Genomic DNA, 20951 nt, shown 5'->3' with positions numbered 1-20951 from the left:
AACACTAAACATACTTTAATTGCGTATAAATCCATATGAACGCAACAAATACTCAAGTGAAGCAGGGCAAAACAGTCCCGTTGCCGCAGCCGCTGGATCGAACCGACCGCGCCATTCTCAAGACCCTGCAGCGAGATGCCTCCATCTCCAACGTGGCGCTTGCAGAGAAGGTGAAATTGAGTGCACCGGCCTGCCTCAGGCGCGTCGAACGGCTCAAACAGGCCGGCCTGATCAAGGGCATCGTCGCCCTGCTGGACAATGAAGCGCTGGATGCGGGGATGGTGGTCTTGATCGGCGTGGTACTGGACCGCTCCACACCGGAATCCTTCGCTGCATTCGAGGCGGCGGCACAAAAAGTGTCCGGCTGCATGGAGTGCCATGTGGTGACAGGGGAGTTCGACTACTTCATGTTGCTGCGCACCAAGGACAGCAACAGTTTCAACCGGCTCCATGCGGAGCAATTGCTTTACCTGCCCGGGGTTCGCCAGATTCGCTCGTTCATGGGGTTGCGCCAGGTCTTGTCGACAACCCACATTCCCCTTTGAGGTTCAAATTAGCCCGAGCACCCGTCGGTCAGCAATCCGGTGTCCCAGAAATATCAGCGCCCATCAAAGAGCGACGTGATGTCCGCATCCAATAGCAGGTCAGCTGTCGACCCTCGGCCAAAGAAGACACATAAAGAAGCCTTACTTTTCGTCAACTTTTTACTTCGGAACTCATGCCAGCGATAGGCAACCGCTTCAAACGTGTTGTTGGCGGCGTGAGAGGCTTTCTGCCGCTCGGCGCCGGGGATCGATATTGTTGGCCACCAGCGCACTTGCCGCCTCCCTCCGCTGGCGAGCCTCCTTGAGACTGACGCCTGGATAGATGCCGAGGGAAATACGCCATTGCTTGTCATCCCAATAGAAACGGAAATGCCAGCGCTTCGAACCCGTCGGTGGCACTTGCATAGATAAGCCATTCCCATCGGTTAACGTATAAGGCTTGCTGGCGGGCTTGGCTTGCTTGATCGCTGTATCTGTCAGCGCCATCAGACACCTCCTTTTGCATCAAGGAGGGGATACAACTCAGCGGTAGACGGACCAATACGAAAATTGATGCGTAAGGCATCGTAAAAGGCTGTGCCAGCGGTGTACTTAAATGTGTACTTAAAAACCGTGGCTGGAGATGGATTCCAGTGGAATTCAGTGGAGTTCAGTGGAATTCAGAAAACGAAAAAAGCGGCTCAAGGCCGCTATTTCCGTGGCTTCCAGGCGCTCAATGGGCCTTAGTGGAAGCAAATATGGCGCAGCGGACGGGACTCGAACCCGCGACCCCCGGCGTGACAGGCCGGTATTCTAACCGACTGAACTACCGCTGCGCGTAACACTTTGAAGCGAATGGTGGGTGATGACGGGATCGAACCGCCGACCCTCTGCTTGTAAGGCAGATGCTCTCCCAGCTGAGCTAATCACCCTTCACTTTCGGTGTGGGCGGCATCATACACCAAAAATTCGCAATGTCTTGATTTAAATGCACTTTATTTGAAATATTTTCTCAAGCGCAGCGCACGCCCCACAAAACCGGGCTTCTGGCCCGCAAACTCAAGTGTATTGCGAGTTAGGCCTCAAGGCAGATTTCTTCGACGGACGCCTGAACGCCAGCGCGGCCTATTTCGAAATCCACGAAAACAATCGCTCGGTGTCCGACGACGATTACAACACCCAGACGCCGACCCCGACCCACTATGCCTTCAAAGGCACCAAGGCGGTGACCAACGGTTATGAACTGGAAACAACTGGCGACCTTGCGCCGGCTGGCAGTTGCAGGCCGGCTATACGCACAAGATCGTGCGTAATGACCAGGACGCAAAAATCTCCACCTACAAACTCAAGGCCAACTTGGACAAGTTGACCGTCGGCGGTGGCATGCGCTGGAATTTCTAACCGGCCAATAAAAAACGCCGCCGATCATCGGAAATGATCGGCGGCGTTTTTTGAGGTTTCGCACACCCCAGACAGCAAAAAGCCCGCTCAATGAGCGGGCTTTCCGTGGTGACCTGGCGTTCAGCGTTCCAGGTTACCGAATATGGCGCAGCGGACGGGACTCGAACCCGCGACCCCCGGCGTGACAGGCCGGTATTCTAACCGACTGAACTACCGCTGCGCGTAACACATGAAGCGAATGGTGGGTGATGACGGGATCGAACCGCCGACCCTCTGCTTGTAAGGCAGATGCTCTCCCAGCTGAGCTAATCACCCTTCGTTTCGGTGTGGCGCGCATTCTACGGAGCGACCCTAGGTCTGGCAAGCACTTTCTTAAATCTTTTTTTTCAGCCCTTCCAATGGCTTAGGCAGGGTTGGCCTCGAGCGCTATCAAGAGAATAATGCCCCCCTTTGTATAAAGGAGAGACTCACCCCATGTGGTTCAAGAACCTGCTTATCTATCGCCTGACCCAAGATCTGCCTGTTGATGCCGAGGCGTTGGAAGCGGCCATGGCCACCAAACTGGCGCGCCCTTGTGCAAGCCAGGAGTTGACCACTTACGGTTTCGTCGTCCCTTTTGGTAAAGGTGAAGACGCTCCCCTGGTTCACGTCAGCGGTGACTTCCTGCTGATCGCCGCGCGCAAGGAAGAACGCATCCTGCCGGGTAGCGTGGTGCGCGACGCAGTCAAAGAGAAAGTCGAAGAGATCGAAGCCGAGCAAATGCGCAAGGTCTACAAAAAGGAGCGCGACCAGATCAAGGATGAAATCATCCAGGCCTTCCTGCCGCGCGCCTTTATCCGTCGCTCGTCGACCTTCGCCGCCATCGCGCCGAAGCAAGGCCTGATCCTGGTCAACTCAGCGAGCCCCAAGCGCGCCGAAGACCTACTGTCGACCCTGCGTGAAGTGATCGGCACCCTGCCCGTTCGCCCGCTCACGGTAAAAACCGCGCCAACCGCGATCATGACCGACTGGGTCACCACGCAGAAACCGGCCGATGACTTCTTCGTCCTCGACGAATGCGAACTGCGCGACACCCATGAAGACGGCGGCATTGTGCGCTGCAAGCGCCAGGACCTGACCGGTGAAGAAATCCAGCTGCACTTGACCACCGGCAAAGTCGTGACCCAACTGTCACTGGCCTGGCAGGACAAGTTGTCCTTCATGCTCGACGACAAGATGACCGTCAAGCGCCTGAAGTTCGAAGACCTGCTGCAAGACCAGGCCGAACAGGACGGCGGCGACGAAGCCCTGGGCCAACTGGACGCCAGCTTCACCCTGATGATGCTGACGTTCGGCGAGTTCCTGCCTGCATTGATCGAAGCGCTGGGCGGCGAAGAAACCCCACAAGGCATCTAAACGCAACACAGGCCTTATGCGGGCACGGTCAATGTGGGAGCTGGCTTGCCTGCGATAGCATCACCTGGGTGTTACTGACAAACCGAGGTGCCTGCATCCCAGGCAAGCCAGCTCCCACATTTGATCGCGCTGCTCTCCCGAACACTCTAATAACAAGGACATCCCCATGCGCGCACTCGCCGCCTTGAGCCGCTTCGTCGGCAATACCTTCGCCTACTGGGTGTTGATTTTCGCGGTGCTCGCCTTCCTCGAGCCCGGCTGGTTCATTGGCCTGAAAGGCGCCATTGTGCCGCTGCTGGGCCTGGTGATGTTTGGCATGGGGCTGACCTTGAAACTTGAAGATTTCGCCGAGGTTGCCCGCCACCCGTGGCGTGTGGCCCTGGGCGTGGTCGCGCACTTTGTGATCATGCCGGGCGTGGCGTGGTTGCTGTGCCAGGCCTTCCACCTGCCGGCGGAAATTGCCGTCGGCGTGATCCTCGTCGGGTGCTGCCCAAGCGGCACCTCGTCCAACGTGATGACCTGGCTGGCCCGTGGTGACCTGGCGTTGTCGGTGGCGATTGCCGCCGTTACCACCCTTCTCGCCCCACTGCTGACGCCGGCGCTGATCTGGCTGCTGGCATCAGCCTGGCTGCCGGTGTCGTTCATGGAGTTGTTCTGGTCGATCCTGCAAGTGGTGCTGCTGCCGATCGTGCTCGGCGTGGTCGCGCAACGGGTGCTCGGCGAACGCGTGCGCCATGCGCTGGACGTGCTGCCATTGGTGTCGGTGGTGAGCATCGTGATCATCGTTGCGGCCGTGGTGGCGGCGAGTCAGGCCAAGATCGCCGAATCGGGCCTGTTGATCATGGCCGTGGTGATGCTGCACAACAGCTTCGGCTACTTGCTGGGTTACTTCACCGGCCGGTTATTCAAACTGCCACTGGCCCAGCGCAAGTCGCTGGCACTGGAAGTCGGCATGCAGAACTCCGGGCTGGGCGCCGCGTTGGCCAGTGCGCATTTTTCGCCATTGGCGGCGGTACCCAGTGCGCTGTTCAGCGTCTGGCACAATATTTCCGGGGCGTTGCTGTCGACTTACTTCCGCCGCATGAGCGAAAAGGAAGACCGCCGCGTACTGGAAAACACGCCGCAAACTTGATCACCAGATCGATATTGGGCACTCTACCGAGCTTCGCGGGGACGACCCCGCGACGCTGTCGAGCGCTATTCCAGGGGACGACCCCACTTTTAGAAGAGAGGTCATCATGTCCTGGATCATCCTGTTTTTTGCCGGGCTGTTTGAAGTGGGCTGGGCAGTCGGCTTGAAGTACACCGATGGTTTCAGCAAGCCATTGCCCACCGCCCTGACGATTGCCGCCATGGCCATCAGCCTCGGCCTGCTGGGCCTTGCAATGAAAGAACTGCCGCTGGGCACCGCCTATGCCATCTGGACCGGTGTCGGCGCGGTGGGCACGGTGATCGCCGGGATCATCCTGTTTGGCGAGTCCATGGCGCTGTTCCGGTTGGCCAGTGTGGCGTTGATTATCTGCGGGCTGATTGGCCTTAAGATTAGCGCCTAATTCACTGTCGCTATCGCAGGCAAGCCAGCCCCCACATTAAACCGCGTTCGCTTGAACAACTCGGTCAACTGTAGGAGCGGGCTTGCTCGCGAAGAGGCCCGAACAGCCAGTAAATGCCTACCTGACACTCCCGCGCAACACCCCCACCCGTTCCTGCAACTGCGCAGGCGTCGCCGCCTCGACCGTCACCGGCTCACCCGCCACCAGCACCACCCGCGACCAGATCCGGTGAAAGAACCCCTTGTTCGGATCGCGACTGAAAAAACTCCCCCACAAGCCCTGCAACGCCATGGGAATCACCGGCACCGGCGTCTCTTCCAGAATGCGCGTCACGCCCCCGCGGAACTCATTCATCTCACCGTCCCCGGTGAGCTTGCCTTCCGGAAAAATGCACACCAACTCGCCCTCCTTCAAGTACTGAGCAATCCGCGCGAAGGCCTTTTCGTAGATCTGGATATCCTCGTGACGCCCGGCAATCGGAATCGCCCCCGCAGTGCGGAAGATAAAATTGAGCACCGGCAAACGGTAGATTTTGTAGTACATGACAAAGCGAATCGGCCGACGCACGGCACCGCCGATCAACAGCGCATCGACAAACGACACGTGGTTGCACACCAGCAACGCCGCGCCCTCATCCGGAATCAGCTCGAGGTTGCGGTGCTCCACGCGGTACATGGAATGGCTGAGCAGCCAGATCATGAAACGCATGGTGAACTCGGGGACGATTCTGAAGATGTAGGTGTTGACCGCGATATTGAGCAGCGACACCACCAGGAACAATTCGGGAATCGACAGCTTGGCCACGCTCAACAGCAGGATCGACACGATGGCCGACACCACCATGAACAGCGCATTGAGAATGTTGTTGGCCGCGATCACCCGCGCACGCTCGTTTTCGGCGGTACGCGACTGGATCAGCGCATACAGCGGCACGATATAGAAGCCGCCGAACACGCCCAGGCCGAGGATATCGAACAACACCCACCAGGCCTGGCCGTAGCCGAGTACGCCGAGCCAGTCATGTTCCTGAGCACTCTGCGGGAAGCCGCCGGAGTGCCACCACAGCAGCAGCCCGAACACTGTCAGGCCAAATGAGCCAAAGGGCACCAGGCCGATTTCCACCTTACGCCCGGAGAGCTTTTCACAGAGCATCGAGCCCAGGGCGATACCGACCGAGAACACCGTGAGGATCAAGGTCACCACAGTTTCGTCGCCGTACAACCACTCCTTGGCGTAGGCCGGGATCTGCGTCAGGTAGATCGCGCCGACAAACCAGAACCACGAGTTGCCGACTATCGAACGTGACACCGCCGGGGTCTGCCCCAGGCCAAGGCGCAGGGTGGCCCACGATTCGCTGAATATGTTCCAGTTCAGGCGCAGTCCTGGGGTAGACGCCGCCGCGCGCGGAATGCTGCGGCTGGCCAAGTAACCCAGCACTGCCACACCGACAATTGCCACGGCCACGATCGGTGCGTAATGGGTCGAAGACATCATGATCCCGGCGCCAATGGTGCCGGCCAGGATCGCCAGAAACGTGCCCATTTCCACCAGACCGTTACCGCCCACCAATTCATCGTCGTGCAGGGCCTGGGGCATGATCGAATACTTCACCGGCCCGAACAGCGCCGAGTGCGTGCCCATGGCAAACAGCGCCAGTAGCATCAGCTCCAGGTGATTGAACAGGAACCCGGTGGCGCCGACGCTCATGATCACGATCTCACCGATCTTGATGGCGCGGATCAACGCGTCCTTGTTGAATTTCTCGCCGAATTGCCCGGCCAGCGCCGAGAACAGGAAGAACGGCAGGATAAACAACAACGCGCACAGATTGACCCAGATCGAGCGGTCACCGTCGATGGTGAGCTTGTAGAGAATGGCCAGGATCAGTGATTGCTTGAAGATGTTGTCGTTGAAGGCGCCCAGCAACTGGGTGATGAAAAACGGCAGGAAACGCCGTGTGCGCAGCAAGGTAAATTGTGAGGGGTGGCTCATCGTCCGTGTTCCTGCGTGGCCTGGTAGGCTTGATTGCCGGTTTTTTATAAAAAGACAGGCCACGACTTTACCTAATCCCGCTTACTTATTCCCTAGTCCTGCAATGCATGGCGATACAAAAAGCTCACCTTTGTAGGCGCCATGCACGGTGCGCGTGGCAACGATCAGCCACATCAGCGCCAACGCCACCACCAGCACGCACCCGAACACACTGAAGAACCCCAGGTGCAGCAGGCTCGCAAGCTTCAGTGTGGCCAAGGCATAAACCCCCAGCGGGAAGGTAAAACCCCACCAGCCCAGGTTGAACGGAATGCCGGCGCGCAGGTAACGCAGGGTGATCAACACGGCGATCAGCATCCACCACAGGCCAAAGCCCCACAGGGTAATGCCGGCCACCAGGCCGAGGTCGTTGGCCATCTCCCCGGCGCCTGGCAAACCGTTGGCCGCGAAGATCGCCGGTGCGTCGCCACCCAGCAGTAACATGCCCAATGCACCGGTGCCGATAGGGCCGAGGGCCAGCCAGCTGGACGCGGCCATGTTGGCGTGAGGCAGTTTGTGCAAGGCCATGCGCAGCATCAGGATGGTCAGGATGCTGAAGGCTACCGGCAGGGAAAACGCCCACAGCACATAGCTGGTCACCAGCATCACCAGTTGCGAGTGAGCGTCGGCCAGGTGCGGCGCCAGCAGGCCACCGCTGGCGGCAGCGACTTCAGCGGCGACCACCGGCAACAGCCACACGGCGGTCATCTGATCGATGCTGTGCTGCTGACGCGTGAACATCATGAATGGGATCAGCACGCCGCAGGCCAGGGCCATCGCCACGTCCAGCCACCATAAGGCTTCGGCCAACGGCACCACATCGGCGCCCCAGCGCGGCAGCCCAAACAGCAGCAAGCCATTGATAATCGTCGCCAGGCCCATGGGGATGGTGCCAAAGAACATCGAGACGGTGGAGTGCCCGAAAATCCGCCGCGCCTCGTGGAAAAACATCAGCCAGCGGGCCGCGTACAACACGCTGAACAGCACGAACAGGCCGACGGTGAACATCCACAGCCCTTCGGCAATGGTGTGCAAGCCGGGCAAGCGGGTCGGCACTTGGGCCAGCGCAAGGGCCAGCACGCCGGTGCCCATGGTGGCGGCAAACCAGTTGGGCGTGAACTGGCGAATCACTTCCCGTGGACGGGCCAGGTGACTGAAGGGTTTGTAGGTAATGGCAGTTGAGCAGGTCATGATGGCAATCCTCTTCCTCGCATGAGGTTGAGACCATCATAGAACCGGATTGAATATCTATATAACGGGTAATATCTCTATCTGTTATCTACTTTGCCAATATAGACACTCGAGCTAAACCGTTGCCTTGGCTCGCGCCGCCCCCTGGATCAGCAAGCCTGCCAGCGCGCCGAGCGCCAATACGATGAGCACTGCGCCATAACCATCGGTGGTAGCGATCAGGCCAAACACGCGGCTCAGGTTGCCCGCCAGCAGGGCCGGCACGCAGAACGCCAGGTAGCTCAGCACATAAAAAGCCGACATCAGCCCGGCCCGCTCATGGGGTAACGCCAGGCTGACGATACTGCGCACACTGCCCATGAACCCGCCGCCGAAACCGAAGCCTGCAATCACGCTGGCAACAAAGAACAGCCACAGGCTGGCGCTCTGCACCGCAACCAGCAACAACGCCACGCCCACCGCCAGCAGGACCGCGGAGAGACGCATGACCTTGTCTGCCGGGTGCTCGCGCAGGCTGTAAATCATCACCGCACCGCTCAAGGTCACGACTGCAACCAGGCCGCCGCCGATCAAATGCGAGGTCGAGCCAGTTGCCGCCCGCACCAGAGAAGGCGCCAGGGATGAAAAGAACCCGCCCAGCGCCCACACCGCCACATTCAGCGGCATCGCCAGCCACAAGGCCCGACGCGCCTGCGCGGGGACATGCAGGGTGGGCGCCAGCGACCTCAAGGCACCCGGCAGGCGGCTGACGGTTTCCGGCAAGCGCCACACATAAAGCGCCTGCAGCACCATCAGGCCCAGCAGCGTGAAGTAGATCAATTGGGTCGGGCGTGGCGCGTATTCCACCAGCAAGCCACTGCCCAAGGCACCGCAGGCCATGCCCAACAGCGGCGCGAGGCTATTGAGCATCGGCCCGCGCAGGCGGTCGGTGTCCAGCAGCGTCGCCGCCAGCACCGCGGTTGCCGTGCCCGTGGCGAAACCTTGCAGCGCCCGGGCGGCAATCAGGTAGGCGGTGCTGTCAGCATTGATAAACAGGAGCATCGCCACAATATTCAGCAGCAGCGCGGCGAAAATCACCGGCTTGCGCCCCACGTGGTCCGACAGCGAACCGACGGTCAACAGCGCCGCCAGCAAGCTCACGGCGTATACCCCGAAGATCACCGTCAGCATTGCTGCGGAGAAATGCAGGTTGTCCTGATACACCTGATACAACGGCGTTGGCGCGCTGGACGCAGCCAGGAAGGTCAACATCGTGATGACCAGGAACGCCAGGCTGGAACGTTGAGAAATGACGCTAGACATGTGCACACTCCGCTAAAGCTAATATTTTGCTTTTGCAGAGTGTGCTACTCGCAAGCGCTTAAAGCAAATTCTTTGTGTTAAGGTTTTACGCATGGCGATTAAAGAAGGCCTTCGCCCGGGGGGCCGCAGTGCCCGGGTTCAAGAATCAGTGCATAACGCCGCGCGCGAATTGCTGGAAGCCCATGAGCGTTCCAGCGTTACCGTGCCGATGATCGCTGCTCGCGCGGGCGTCACGCCGTCGACCATCTACCGCCGCTGGGGCGACTTGTCTGCGCTGCTCGCCGACGTGGCGCTGGAACGCCTGCGCCCAGACAGTGAACCCGCCAACACCGGCAGCCTGCGCGGCGATTTGCGTGCGTGGGGCGAGCAATACCTGGACGAAATGAGTTCCGAGCTTGGGCGCAACATGATGCGCGACGTGCAGTGCAGCCATCCCCGGGACTACTGCAGCAACATCCTGATGGGCCAGATGCAGGTCATTCTCGACCGCTACCAGAGCACCCACGACGTACTGCCGAGCCTGGACCGGTTGCTCAACCTGATCGCCGCGCCCACGGTGTACCGCAGCCTGTTTGCCAGTGCGCCGCTGCCGGTTGAAGAACTGCATGAACTGATCGAGCTGGCACTGAAAGGCTAAGGGCCCAGCGCCTGCAGAAAAGCAGCGCTTGGCAGTCTGACAGACCACCCGATCTTGAGAGCTAAACTCGATCAACTTGTGGGAGCGGGCTTGCTCGCGAAGGCGGTGGATCAGTTACACATGAGCTGACTGAAACACCGCCTTCGCGGGCAAGCCCGCTCCCACATTTGGATCTCTGTACTTCAGATAGAAATGTGTTGCTGTGCTTTTGATCTGCTTTTGCTTCTGCCACTCAGGTCGGCTTTCAGGCCGCCGTGCTCTGCTTTTGATCTTGATCTGACAGGCCCCGTCAACCACGCTGGCCGAACGCAGGCAAGCCAGCCCCCACACGGTTTTCGTGCACTCCATAAAAAAGGCCTCATAAAGAGGCCTTTTTTTATTCCAACTGACTGCTTACGTTCGCATCCCGCGCCCGCTCACCAGCAACCGCGCGCAGCCGACATACAGCACCACGGTGGCCACCAGCATGAAGGTGATCGCCACGCTGATCTTGATATCCGACACGCCCAGGATGCCGTAGCGGAAGGCATTGACCATGTGCAACACCGGGTTGGCCAGCGACACAGTCTGCCAAAACGGCGGCAGCAAGGTAATGGAGTAGAACACCCCGCCCAGGTAGGTCAGTGGCGTCAGCACGAAGGTCGGGATGATCGAAATATCATCGAAATTGCGCGCGAACACCGCGTTGATAAAGCCCAGCAGCGAAAAGATCGTCGCCGTCAGCACCACCACCAAAATGGTGACGCCCAGGTGATGCACTTGCAGGTGAGTGAAGAACAGCGACAGCAAGGTCACGATCACGCCCACCATCAAGCCACGCAGCACACCGCCCAGGGTGTAGCCGATCAGGATGGTGTGCGGCGACACCGGCGACACCATCAGTTCTTCGATGGAACGCTGGAATTTGCTGCCGAAAAAGCTGGAGACCACGTTGCCGTAGGAGTTGGTGATCACCGACATCATGATCAGGCCCGGCACGATGTACTCCATGTAAGTGAAGCCACCCATGTCGCCGATCTGGCGGCCGATCAGGTTACCGAAGATCACGAAGTACAGGACCATGGTGATCGCCGGCGGCAGCAGCGTCTGCGGCCAGATCCGGGTAAAGCGCTTCACTTCGCGGTAGACGATGGTCTGCAGCGCGACAAGGTTGGGTTGCAGTTCGGAACTCATACCGCCACCTTCGCCAGATTTTTCTCCACCAGGGACACGAACAACTCCTCAAGGCGATTGGTTTTATTACGCAGGCTCAGCACTTCGATGTTCTGCGCGGCCAATTGGGTGAACAACGCCGTGATACCCATGGCTTTGTCCACCTGGACTTCCAGGGTATGACCATCGACCAGTCGGCTTGGGTAGCCAAGCAGCTGCGGCGCCACCGACAGGTTGTTTTTCAGGTCGAGCAGGAAGGTTTCCACATGCAGTTGGCCCAGCAGGTTACGCATGCTGGTGTTCTCGACGATGGTGCCGTGGTCGATGATGCCGATGTTGCGGCACAGCTGCTCAGCCTCTTCCAGGTAATGGGTGGTGAGGATGATGGTGATGCCCTTCTCGTTCAGCTCGGTGAGGAAGGTCCACATCGAGCGACGCAACTCAATGTCCACACCTGCGGTGGGCTCGTCGAGGATCAGCAGGCGCGGTTCGTGCACCAGCGCACGGGCGATCATCAGGCGGCGCTTCATGCCGCCGGACAGCGAACGCGAAGGCACGTCGCGCTTGTCCCACAAGCCCAGCTGGGTCAGGTACTGCTCGGCGCGCTCCTTGGCGACTTTCGCCGGGATGCCGTAGTAGCCAGCCTGGGTCACGACGATGTCGAACGTCTTTTCAAACTGGTTGAAGTTGAATTCCTGGGGCACTACGCCGATGGAACGCTTGAGCGCCGCCGGGGATTTGTCCAGGTCATGACCAAAGATATTCACCGTGCCGCTGGTCTTGTTGACCAAGGTGGAGAGGATACCGATGGTGGTGGATTTGCCGGCGCCGTTAGGGCCGAGCAAAGCGAAGAAGTCACCTTCAGCAACATCCAGATCGATACCACTCAGGGCCTGGAAACCGTTGCCGTAGGTTTTGGTTAGCTGCCGGATGGACAGAGCGGAACTCATATCGGAATACGCACCAAAGAAGGGAATAGAAACAGTAGATGAGGGCGCAGCCCAGATAGTTCAAAGGCGGCGCATGACAGGCATGGTGCTTGCCCGCGCCGCACAAGTACAGTCACCCGTATTAATAGTGGGTATTAAGTCAACGCGGTCATCACCGCTTTACGGTACGCCGGCCGTTGCTGCAGACGGTGATACCAGGCCTCTAGATGGGGCATCGAAGGCCGTTCGATGGGCATTTCGAACCAGGCATAAATAAAGCTGCCGAGCGGGATATCGCCCATGCCAATTTCGTTGCCCGACAGGTAAGGCTGCTCTGCCAGGGCTTTATCCACGGTGCTCAATGCGTCGATACAGGCCTGGCGCCCGGCATTGATGCTGTCCCAGTTCTGTTTTTCAGGCGGGGTGCGCAGGATGCCCCAGAACACCGCCTTGAACGGTTCGGCGAGGGTCGCGGTGGTCCAGTCCATCCACTTCTCGGCATTGGCCCGGGCTTGCAGGTCGCTTGGGTACCAGCTCGACGCCTGCCTGGCGCAGAGATAACGCACGATGGTGTTGGACTCCCACAGCACAAAGTCGCCATCTTCGATCATCGGCACCCGGCAATTGGGGTTCAGCGCGCGGTATTGCGGTGTATCGACCACACCAAATGCCCCGCCCGCATCAATTGCTTCATAGTCCAGGCCGAGTTCCTCGGCGCACCACAGTGCTTTCCTGACGTTTGATGAATTTTTACGACCCCAGATTTTCAGCATGACCGCGCCTTATCGTTGATGAACATGGCTTGATGAACGCAGCAGCATACGCCGGTTCAGGCGCGGCTTAAATCGCTCTGCATGTCCCCCAGCAGGGTCGGCATGTCCTCGGCAAACAGGTGCGGGTAACACTGCTGAATATGCGCGAAGAAAAACCCCTCCGGCACGTCGGAAAACTGCCCGTGGTCCCGCACGTACTCCATCGAGCGCTGGCCCTGGCGGTTGAAGGCGTGAAACACGCTGTCGTTGATCCCATCGAATTCCAGCGGCGGTACATCAAACACCTCGCACAGCTGCTGGTTGAACGCCGGCGTGGCCTTGACCCAACGGCCACGCAGGTACAACTCGGTGTAGCCGTGCATGGCGAACACATCGCTTTTGAGCAGCGCGATCAGGCGCGGTGTCGAGAGGTGATTGCGCACATCCGCCAGGCCGATGCGTGCCGGGATGCCGCAGTGGCGGGCACAGGCGGCCAGCAGGGTGGCCTTGGGCACGCAATAGCTCTCACCGGCGGCGAGGGCAAAGCTGGCGCTCAAGGTGCCTGGGTCGCGGCTGAAGGTGTAAGGGTTGTAGCGAATCGCCTCACGCACGGCGTAATAAAGACTGACTGCCTGGTCACGTAAATCCGCGCTCGGGCCGCGATGTTTTTCGGCGAACTCCACCACCGCAGGGTGGTCACTATCGATGAAGCGGCTGGGACTCAGGTACGTATCCATGCGCGTTATCTCCGAAGGAAGCCTTGAGTCTAACGACTGGTCTGGCACAGAGATAACGACGATTCGGCCAAATGTCGGCGCCTGGTGGTCGGTGCTTCGCGTACAACTCGTTACACCCTGATCACCGCGCTTATTCGGATGCCGACTAAGCTCCATGGTGGTTTCGCCCCTGGTTTCACGGAGGATTGAATATGCTGTTGTTGTGGATACTGGTTCTGGTGGTCGGCATTGCCTACTTGGCACACCGCCGCACCGCGCCCCTGCCCGCCCTGGGCGTGGTCGCCGTTTACCTGCTGGCGATGGGTGCCTGGAGCCACGCACCGGGTTGGCTGCTGCTGATCTTCTGGGTATTGATCGCCGCCGTGGCCCTGCCCTTGCTGCTGCCCGACCTGCGTCGTCAATACTTCACCAAGCCGCTGTTCAGCTGGTTCCAGAAAGTCCTGCCGCCGATGTCTGAGACTGAGCGCGACGCGATTGATGCCGGCACCGTGTGGTGGGATGGCGAACTGTTCAGCGGCCGCCCCGATTGGGATAAGTTGCTGGCCTACCCCAAGGCGCAACTGACCGAAGAAGAACAGGCCTTCATCGACGGCCCCACCGAAGAACTCTGCGCGATGGTCAGCGACTGGGAAATCGGCCAGGCCATGGACCTGCCGCCCGCCGCCTGGGAGCACATCAAGACCCACGGCTTCTTCGCCCTGATCATTCCCAAGGAATACGGCGGCAAGGGCTTCTCGGCCTATGCCCACTCGCAGGTCGCGATGAAACTCGCCACCCGCAGCGGCGACCTGGCGTCCACCGTGATGGTGCCCAACTCCCTCGGCCCGGCCGAGCTGCTGCTGCATTACGGCACCGACGAGCAACGCAACCACTACCTGCCGCGCCTGGCGCGTGGCGATGACATCCCATGCTTTGCGCTGACGGGCCCACTGGCCGGCTCCGACGCCGGCGCCATGCCCGACACCGGCGTGATCTGCAAAGGTGAATGGGAAGGCAAGGAAACCCTTGGCCTGCGCCTGAACTGGGAAAAACGCTACATCACTCTCGGCCCGGTCGCGACCCTGCTGGGGCTGGCGTTCAAGGCGCATGACCCGGACCACCTGCTGGGCGACAAGGAAGACTTGGGCATCAGCCTGGCGCTGATCCCGACCGACACCCCCGGCGTCGAAATCGGCCGTCGTCACTTGCCGCTGGGCGCTGCGTTCATGAACGGTCCCAACTCCGGAAAAGACGTGTTCATCCCCCTGGAATTCCTCATCGGCGGCCAGGAAATGCTCGGCAAGGGCTGGATGATGCTGATGAACTGCCTGTCGGTGGGCCGTTCGATCTCCCTGCCTGCGGTCGGTACCGGTGCGGCCAAGTTCACCAGCCTGGTAACGGGCCAATATGCCCAGGTGCGTGAGCAGTTCAACGTGCCGCTGTCGGCGTTCGAAGGTATCCAGGAAGCCCTGGCGCGCATCGGCGGCAACGCCTGGCTGATGGACAGCGCACGCATGCTTACCGCCAATGCAGTCGACCTGGGGGAGAAACCCTCGGTGCTGTCGGCCATTCTCAAGTACCACCTCACCGAGCGCGGCCGCGAATGCATCAGCCACGCCATGGACGTGCACGGCGGCAAGGGCATCATCATGGGCCCGAACAACTACCTGGGCCGTAACTGGCAAGGCGCACCGATCTTCATCACCGTAGAAGGCGCGAATATTCTTTCGCGCAACCTGATGATCTTTGGCCAGGGCGCGATTCGCTGCCATCCGTTCGTGCTCAAGGAAATGGCCCTGGCCGGCCGCGAAGACCGTGATCAGGCGTTGAAGGAATTCGACGGCCTGCTGATGCAACACATCGGTTTCGCCGTGAGCAACGCCGCGAGCACGCTGGTGCTGAATCTGGGCGTAGGTCACTTCGAGAAAGCGCCGGGCAACCGCCTGAGCCAGGGTTACTTCCGCGCACTGAACCGTCAGGCTGCTGCGTTCGCCCTGCTCGCTGACTTGAGCATGATGCTGCTGGGCGGCGAGTTGAAACGTCGCGAACGCCTGTCGGCGCGCCTGGGCGATGTACTGAGCCACATGTACCTGGCGTCGGCAGCGCTCAAGCGTTACCACGACCTGGATTCGCCGGACCACCTGGAACCGCTGTTCGCCTGGGCCATGGAAGAAAGCCTTGGCGAGTCGGAGCGTGCGCTGGATGAGCTGCTGAGCAACTTCCCTAACAGGGTGCTCGGTTGCCTGCTGCGGGTCATCGTGTTCCCGTTCGGGCGCCGCCACACCGGACCGTCCGATGCACTGGACGCCGAGGTGGCCGCGGTGATTGGGCGTGCCAAAGGCGACCCGACCCTCGAAGAGCTGCTGGCGGGCTGCTACCGCCCGCAATCGGCAGAAGACCCGGTCGGCGCCCTGCAACACGCCTACGACCTACTCGGTGCCAGCCACCCGCTGCAGAAAAAACTCCACGCGGCGCTCAAAAGCGGTCAGGTCAAACCCACCGCTGGCGAACACGTCATCGACGCCGCCCTGCACGCCGGCGTGCTGCAACCGGGCGAAGCGCAAACCCTGCGCGACGCCGAAGCTGCACGGCGCAAGGTGATCGACGTGGATGATTTCAGCAAGGAAGAGCTGACCCAGGCTGAGGGTAAAGTCCGCTGATACCAGCGGTCATATAAAAACGGGCGCTTGAGCTATATACTCTCGCGCCCGTTTTTGCTTTAGAGGACTTATCTCGTGTCCAACGTCGTTGCCGATCATCTCGTCTTGCTCGACCACTTGCGCAGCATCCTGGTTGCCGTCGGCGAAGCCGAACAGGTGCCCGAGGAAAGCCACACCCTGTTTCTGGAGCGCTTCGACGAATTGCGCGCCCTGCTGCCGATCGACCCGATCGAGAGCCAGTACCTGGGCCAGGACCTGATGAGCCAAGTCATCCTGCGCTACCCGCAGATCGCCCACCTGGTGCCACGCGACCTGCTGTGGTTTTTTGGCGGTGATTGCCTGCATTTCATGCCGGATGAAGAACTGGACCTGTACCAGGCCCTGGAAGAGCGTCGCTTCGAGGCCGAACAGAACGACGAACCGTTCGACTGGAACCAGGAAAAGCAGCTGCTGGCCATGCCGCACGACCAGAGCAAGCACTGATCTGCAGGCCACAACCGAACTAAATGTGGGAGCGGGCTTGCTCGCGAATACGGCGGATCAGTCAACATGTTTGGCGACTGACCCACCGCATTCGCGAGCAAGCCCGCTCCCACCTTTTAACCGCGTTCCCTACCTTCGACGCAGTGTCGGTTCGCGTGCCATGCACTCGACCAGATAATCGATAAACACCCGCAACTTCGGCGGCAGATACCGCGTCGGCGAATGCAGCAACCACGCCTCGCCATGATAAGAGGCAATAAAATCCCACGCCGGCAGCACCTGCACCAAACGCCCCTCCTCCAACGCATGCCGCGCAGTGAAGTACGGCAAGCTGCCAATGCCCACATGCTGCAACACCGCATCCAGCCGGACCCCGGTGTGATTCGCCGCATACCGTCCGCGCACGCCAACCGTCACCGCTTTGCCGCCCTGGCGGAATTTCCAGCGCGAATCGCCCGGGGTCTCGCCCAGGTAAATGCAACTGTGTTCGAGCAAATCATGCGGATGGCCCGGCGTGCCGTGCTCGGCCAGGTACTGCGGCGTCGCGCACAGCAAATGTTCGATGGGCAACAATTGTCGGCCGACCAACCCGGGCGGTGGGCTGTCGGTGATGCGGATACTCAGGTCGACATTGTCATCGATCAGGTCCACATGCCGGTCCTCAAGAATCAACTGCACATCCACTTTGGGATAGCGGCGCAAGAACTCCGGCATGTGCGGATGCACGACGAATCGCCCGACCGCCTTGGGCACGCTGACCCGCACCAGCCCTTCGGCTTCATGGGTAAACTGGCCGCTGATTTCCATCACCGAACGCGCCGCGTTGACCATTTCCTGGCAACGCTTGAACACCTCTTCGCCCCCCTCGCTCAGGCGCAATTTGCGCGTAGTGCGTTGCAGCAACCGCGTGGCCAGGGCCTGTTCGAGACGCGAAATACTGCGGCTCACCGCCGAGGGTGAAACGCTCAGTTGCCGCGCGGCTTCAGAGAAGCTGCCGGTTTCCACGACTTTGACGAAAATCGCCATTTCACCCAGCAGGGGCAGAGGAAGATTGATGCTCATGACGCACAGGTCCATTGATAATTGAACAGATTATCACCTATCTACGCACTATTTATACTGCCCGTAGAACCCTGATGCGGATGTAGATGATGACCGAGCGCCTGTTTTTTACCCATGACCACCTGACCGCCGAGCTTGAAGTGCTGGCCTGTACGCCGCACGAGGACCAGTTTGCCGTCACGCTGCAGTCAACCCTCTTCCATCCGCAGGGCGGCGGGCAACCGTTCGACACCGGTTGGCTCGGCGACAGCCAGGTGGTGCGCGTCACCCAGGAGGCTGATCGCGTCGTGCACTATGTTGACCGCCCTGTTGCGCCCGGCCCGATCACCGCACGGGTCGATAAACAGCGCCGCGCCCTGTACACGCGCCTGCATTCGGCCGGGCATCTGATCGGCAATGCCGGGGAAAGCTTGGGCTGGATGCCGATCAAAGCCCATCACTGGCCGGGCGAATGCAAAATCACCTTTATCCGTGGGCAAGCGGCGCAAGCCATCGATGCCGAGGCGATTCAAACGCAGATCAACCAATGGATCGCCGAGGACCACGCGCGCCAGATGACGCTGGAAGATGGCACCCGCAAAGTCGGCTTCGGCAAATTACCCGCTTATGCGTGTGGCGGCACCCATGTGCAAGCCTTGAGCGAACTGGGCCAGGTCACGATCCTGGCCCTGTCGGAGAAAAAGGGCGCGCTGTCGGTGCGTTACAGCCTCGACTAAAATTCCAGCGACAGGGCCGCTTGTGGCGAGCGGGCTTGCCCCGCGTTGGGGCGCGAGGCGGCCCCAATACAGTCATCGCATTTTTTCAGAAAGAGGTAATTGTCAGGTTTTGGGGGCTGCTTCGCAGCCCAACGCGGGGCAAGCCCGCTCGCCACAGCAAGCCCGCTCGCCACACCCAACCTGCACGCACCCCACTGTGCATCAAACCGCAATCGCCCCCGCCCTCCCCGGCTCCACCACAAATGACTTGAGCGTCGACACCGTCGCCGCCGGGTCACGTGGGTCAGTGATCACCCGGAAGTTCGTCAGCATCTTCGACGCCTCAAGCTTCACCGACACGTACCCACGCTGGCGACTGTCGAAGAACTTCACATGAGGATTGAGCGGCAAGATCTGGCTGAAGGCTTCAAAGGGCGGGCCATCGGAGGTGACCGAGCTGCCAACGAACTCGGTGGCAACGATTGGCGAGTCCGGATTGTTGCCATCGGCATGCAGGTCGGTGGTCCAGAACGAATGGATATCACCGCCCCAGAACACCGGGTTCTTGACCTGATTGCGCGTGATGGACGCCAGCATGCGTGAGCGGTTGGCCATGTAGCCGTCCCAGCCATCGGTCCAATGCCCGACCTGATGGCTGGTCAGGTCACGCTGGATCAACGGCGCCACCAGCAGATCCTGAGCGATCACATTCCACTGCGCTTTCGACTGGGCAAAACCCTGGTCGAGCCAGGCTTCCTGTTGCCAGCCAAGCATCGTGCGGCCGGGGTCGCGCAGGTCCTTGCAGGTGTTGGCGGCGATATGCCCCTGGTGACTGCCGTTAGCCTGAATACACGGCTGCTCGGAGCGGTATTGGCGGCCATCAAGCACATGAAAACGCGCCAGCCGACCATAATCGAGGCGCCGGTAAATGCGCATGTCCGGCCCTTTCGGCCCACTGCTGACACGCAGTGGCATATGTTCGTAAAACGCCTGGTACGCAACCGCCCGTTGCCTTAAAAACTGCTCAACCGGAATCTTCGGGTCCTGGGACCAGCGGTTGGCGTAGTCATTCTGCACCTCATGGTCATCCCACGTGGCCACGCTGGGTGCTGCCGCGTGCAAAGCCTGCAGGTCCGGGTCGGTTTTATACAGCGCGTAGCGGTTGCGGTAGTCACTCAGGCTCACGGCATTGCCGCTGCCGTGCGGGCGGATGATCTTGCCTGAGTCCGCTGCGTACGAGCTGTCGTAGATGTAATCGCCGAGAAAAAACACCAGATCGGGTTGCTCCGCCGCCAGGTGACGGTAGGCACTGAAGTAGCCACGCTCCCAGTGCGAGCAGGAGACAAACCCCACGGTGGCCGCCGCCATGGCGTGCAGCGGCGGCGCGGTACGTGCCTGGCCCACCGGGCTCTGTGCGCCGAGGCCGTCGAACTGATACCAGTACGGCCTGCCCGCTTCCAACCCGGCAACCTCGACATGCACCGAATGGGCAAACCGCTCAGTTGCCATGACATCGCCTTGCTTGACGATACGCGTCATCGCCGCATCACTGGCCACGCGCCAACGCACCGGCACGGCGCGGCTCAACCCGCCGCGCCCGTCCGCAGCATTGAACAGCGGCGCCAAGCGCGTCCAGATCACAAAGCCATCCGGCAACGGGTCGCCGGAGGCCACGCCGAGGGTGAACGGGTAATCCACACCGGCGCTGCGCGCAAACGGGCTTAAGATCGAAAACGCGGTGGCAACCGCCAGCCCGGCAAGCAGCCGGCGCCGATCATGATCCACTGCGCCACTCACAACGCTCGCTCCCAGTCGTCACGCACGGTGGCGAATCCCAGCAAGTCCTCATACACGCCATTCTTAAGAAACGCTTCGCGCATGCAGCCCTCGTAGCGCAAGCCGATTTTCTGCATGACCCGCGCCGATTCCTGGTTGCGACCAAAACACTGGCTGCCGACGCGCTGCAACCGCAGTTCGGTGAAGCCGAAGTCCATCACTGCACGCGCCGCTTCTGCGGCGTAGCCCGCGTTGCGACGATGGGCCGCCACCCAGTAGCCAAGGTGACCATAGTGATGACGGGCGTTGATCCGCAGGCTGACCATGCCGATCAATTCACCGGTTTCGCGCAGGTGCATGCCCAGGCCCAGCAGTCCGCCCGCACGGTATTTTTCCTGCATCTGCGCGATAAACGTCTGCGCGACTTCCAAGGTGTAGGGCGACGGAATATTCGCGGTGTTGTCGGCAATGGTGGGCTCGTTGACGAGGCTGAAAAGTATCTCGGCCTGGCTCATTTCCAGCGCCTGCAATAGAAGTCGTGGTGTGGATATTTGAGGCAGTGCAGTCGGCATACGGGGCAGCCCTCGAGGTAAATTCTTTCAGAATGTACGCCCTTCGTGTCAGTTTCATTACGTCATGAAACTGCAAGGCAAAACGCCTGAAAGACTCGTCCTAGAGCCTTCAAAACGTCA

At 60.2% G+C, this 20951-nt stretch carries 19 protein-coding genes, 4 tRNA genes and 1 pseudogene; 9 read left to right on the top strand and 15 right to left on the bottom strand.

The window, feature by feature from the left end; all coding sequences use genetic code 11:
- Positions 1-35 precede the first annotated feature (35 nt).
- Positions 36-545, top strand: a complete 510-nt coding sequence (locus ABWL43_RS09315) for an Lrp/AsnC family transcriptional regulator (protein ID WP_145166149.1) — start codon at positions 36-38, stop codon at positions 543-545.
- A 195-nt stretch (positions 546-740) separates the two neighbouring features.
- On the opposite strand, the gene ABWL43_RS09310 is transcribed toward ABWL43_RS09315, so the two are convergent.
- The 3 genes from ABWL43_RS09310 to ABWL43_RS09300 all read right to left on the bottom strand — a co-directional run bounded on the left by ABWL43_RS09310 (position 741) and on the right by ABWL43_RS09300 (position 1456).
- Complete coding sequence (locus tag ABWL43_RS09310) at positions 741-1031, bottom strand: Arm DNA-binding domain-containing protein (protein ID WP_404487477.1); 291 nt, start codon at positions 1029-1031, stop codon at positions 741-743.
- Between the two features lie 252 nt (positions 1032-1283).
- Positions 1284-1360 (bottom strand) — tRNA-Asp (locus ABWL43_RS09305).
- A 20-nt stretch (positions 1361-1380) separates the two neighbouring features.
- Positions 1381-1456, bottom strand: a tRNA-Val gene (locus ABWL43_RS09300).
- Positions 1457-1593: 137 nt separating this feature from the next.
- Between ABWL43_RS09300 and ABWL43_RS09295 the strand changes: the two are divergent.
- Positions 1594-1916 (top strand): annotated as a pseudogene (locus ABWL43_RS09295) (TonB-dependent receptor domain-containing protein); the annotation flags it as partial.
- Between the two features lie 152 nt (positions 1917-2068).
- Here ABWL43_RS09295 and ABWL43_RS09290 read toward each other — a convergent pair.
- Positions 2069-2145: transfer RNA gene (locus tag ABWL43_RS09290), tRNA-Asp, on the bottom strand.
- Between the two features lie 19 nt (positions 2146-2164).
- Positions 2165-2240 (bottom strand) — tRNA-Val (locus ABWL43_RS09285).
- A 159-nt stretch (positions 2241-2399) separates the two neighbouring features.
- Between ABWL43_RS09285 and rdgC the strand changes: the two genes are divergently transcribed.
- The 3 genes from rdgC (at position 2400) to sugE (ending at position 4873) form a co-directional block, all read left to right on the top strand.
- Positions 2400-3320 (top strand): recombination-associated protein RdgC, encoded by a 921-nt coding sequence (rdgC, locus tag ABWL43_RS09280; protein ID WP_404487476.1) that lies wholly within the window; start codon positions 2400-2402, stop codon positions 3318-3320.
- A 166-nt stretch (positions 3321-3486) separates the two neighbouring features.
- The gene (locus tag ABWL43_RS09275) at positions 3487-4452 is read left to right on the top strand and encodes a bile acid:sodium symporter family protein (protein ID WP_404487475.1); all 966 of its coding nucleotides are present in this window, start codon (positions 3487-3489) and stop codon (positions 4450-4452) included.
- A 106-nt stretch (positions 4453-4558) separates the two neighbouring features.
- A complete protein-coding gene (gene sugE, locus ABWL43_RS09270) occupies positions 4559-4873 on the top strand; it encodes a quaternary ammonium compound efflux SMR transporter SugE (RefSeq protein WP_010166396.1) in 315 nt (104 codons plus the stop codon).
- A 117-nt stretch (positions 4874-4990) separates the two neighbouring features.
- On the opposite strand, the gene ABWL43_RS09265 is transcribed toward sugE, so the two are convergent.
- The 3 genes from ABWL43_RS09265 to ABWL43_RS09255 all read right to left on the bottom strand — a co-directional run bounded on the left by ABWL43_RS09265 (position 4991) and on the right by ABWL43_RS09255 (position 9397).
- A complete protein-coding gene (locus tag ABWL43_RS09265; RefSeq protein ID WP_404487474.1) occupies positions 4991-6865 on the bottom strand; it encodes an MFS transporter in 1875 nt (624 codons plus the stop codon).
- A gap of 81 nt (positions 6866-6946) precedes the next feature.
- The gene (locus ABWL43_RS09260) at positions 6947-8095 is read right to left on the bottom strand and encodes a TDT family transporter (RefSeq protein ID WP_404487473.1); all 1149 of its coding nucleotides are present in this window, start codon (positions 8093-8095) and stop codon (positions 6947-6949) included.
- Positions 8096-8209: 114 nt separating this feature from the next.
- Positions 8210-9397 carry an MFS transporter gene (locus ABWL43_RS09255; protein WP_369302653.1) on the bottom strand — a complete coding sequence of 396 codons (1188 nt, stop codon included), beginning with the start codon at positions 9395-9397 and terminating at the stop codon, positions 8210-8212.
- Between the two features lie 91 nt (positions 9398-9488).
- Here ABWL43_RS09255 and ABWL43_RS09250 point away from each other — a divergent pair, with 91 nt between their 5' ends.
- Positions 9489-10034 (top strand): TetR/AcrR family transcriptional regulator, encoded by a 546-nt coding sequence (locus tag ABWL43_RS09250; RefSeq protein ID WP_145166059.1) that lies wholly within the window; start codon positions 9489-9491, stop codon positions 10032-10034.
- Positions 10035-10427: 393 nt separating this feature from the next.
- Here the strand turns inward: ABWL43_RS09250 and ABWL43_RS09245 are convergent, their stop codons facing one another.
- From ABWL43_RS09245 to ABWL43_RS09230, 4 genes are all read right to left on the bottom strand, one after another.
- A complete protein-coding gene (locus ABWL43_RS09245; protein WP_058420148.1) occupies positions 10428-11207 on the bottom strand; it encodes an ABC transporter permease in 780 nt (259 codons plus the stop codon).
- Entirely contained in the window at positions 11204-12136 is a 933-nt protein-coding gene (locus ABWL43_RS09240; protein ID WP_145166060.1) for an ABC transporter ATP-binding protein, read from the bottom strand. Before ABWL43_RS09240 ends, ABWL43_RS09245 begins: the two co-directional genes overlap by 4 nt.
- Before the next feature lie 134 nt (positions 12137-12270).
- On the bottom strand, positions 12271-12888 hold the full coding sequence (locus ABWL43_RS09235) for a glutathione S-transferase (protein ID WP_404487472.1): 618 nt from the start codon (positions 12886-12888) through the stop codon (positions 12271-12273).
- 56 nt (positions 12889-12944) lie between these two features.
- On the bottom strand, positions 12945-13604 hold the full coding sequence (locus ABWL43_RS09230) for a transglutaminase family protein (protein WP_404487471.1): 660 nt from the start codon (positions 13602-13604) through the stop codon (positions 12945-12947).
- A gap of 191 nt (positions 13605-13795) precedes the next feature.
- Here ABWL43_RS09230 and ABWL43_RS09225 point away from each other — a divergent pair, with 191 nt between their 5' ends.
- Positions 13796-16243, top strand: a complete 2448-nt coding sequence (locus ABWL43_RS09225; protein ID WP_145166062.1) for an acyl-CoA dehydrogenase — start codon at positions 13796-13798, stop codon at positions 16241-16243.
- Positions 16244-16318: 75 nt separating this feature from the next.
- Positions 16319-16726: a PA2817 family protein gene (locus ABWL43_RS09220; protein ID WP_145166063.1), complete on the top strand. Its 408-nt coding sequence runs from the start codon at positions 16319-16321 to the stop codon at positions 16724-16726.
- Between the two features lie 129 nt (positions 16727-16855).
- On the opposite strand, the gene ABWL43_RS09215 is transcribed toward ABWL43_RS09220, so the two are convergent.
- Complete coding sequence (locus tag ABWL43_RS09215) at positions 16856-17788, bottom strand: LysR family transcriptional regulator (RefSeq protein WP_262206861.1); 933 nt, start codon at positions 17786-17788, stop codon at positions 16856-16858.
- Between the two features lie 89 nt (positions 17789-17877).
- On the opposite strand from ABWL43_RS09215, the gene ABWL43_RS09210 reads away from it, so the two are divergent.
- Positions 17878-18504, top strand: coding sequence for an alanyl-tRNA editing protein (locus tag ABWL43_RS09210; RefSeq protein ID WP_404487470.1), 627 nt, complete (start codon positions 17878-17880; stop codon positions 18502-18504).
- Between the two features lie 201 nt (positions 18505-18705).
- Here ABWL43_RS09210 and ABWL43_RS09205 read toward each other — a convergent pair whose 3' ends face one another.
- Positions 18706-20280, bottom strand: a complete 1575-nt coding sequence (locus ABWL43_RS09205; protein ID WP_404487469.1) for an alkaline phosphatase D family protein — start codon at positions 20278-20280, stop codon at positions 18706-18708.
- Positions 20277-20831: a GNAT family N-acetyltransferase gene (locus ABWL43_RS09200; RefSeq protein WP_404487468.1), complete on the bottom strand. Its 555-nt coding sequence runs from the start codon at positions 20829-20831 to the stop codon at positions 20277-20279. The genes ABWL43_RS09205 and ABWL43_RS09200 overlap by 4 nt, the downstream gene beginning before the upstream one ends.
- Positions 20832-20951: the final 120 nt, after the last annotated feature.

Origin of the sequence: Pseudomonas sp. HT11 (genome assembly GCF_044875395.1) — a bacterium.
Taxonomy (GTDB): domain Bacteria; phylum Pseudomonadota; class Gammaproteobacteria; order Pseudomonadales; family Pseudomonadaceae; genus Aquipseudomonas.
Note: the sequence above shows the minus strand (reverse complement) of the source record. Positions and strands in the feature narration are given on the sequence as shown.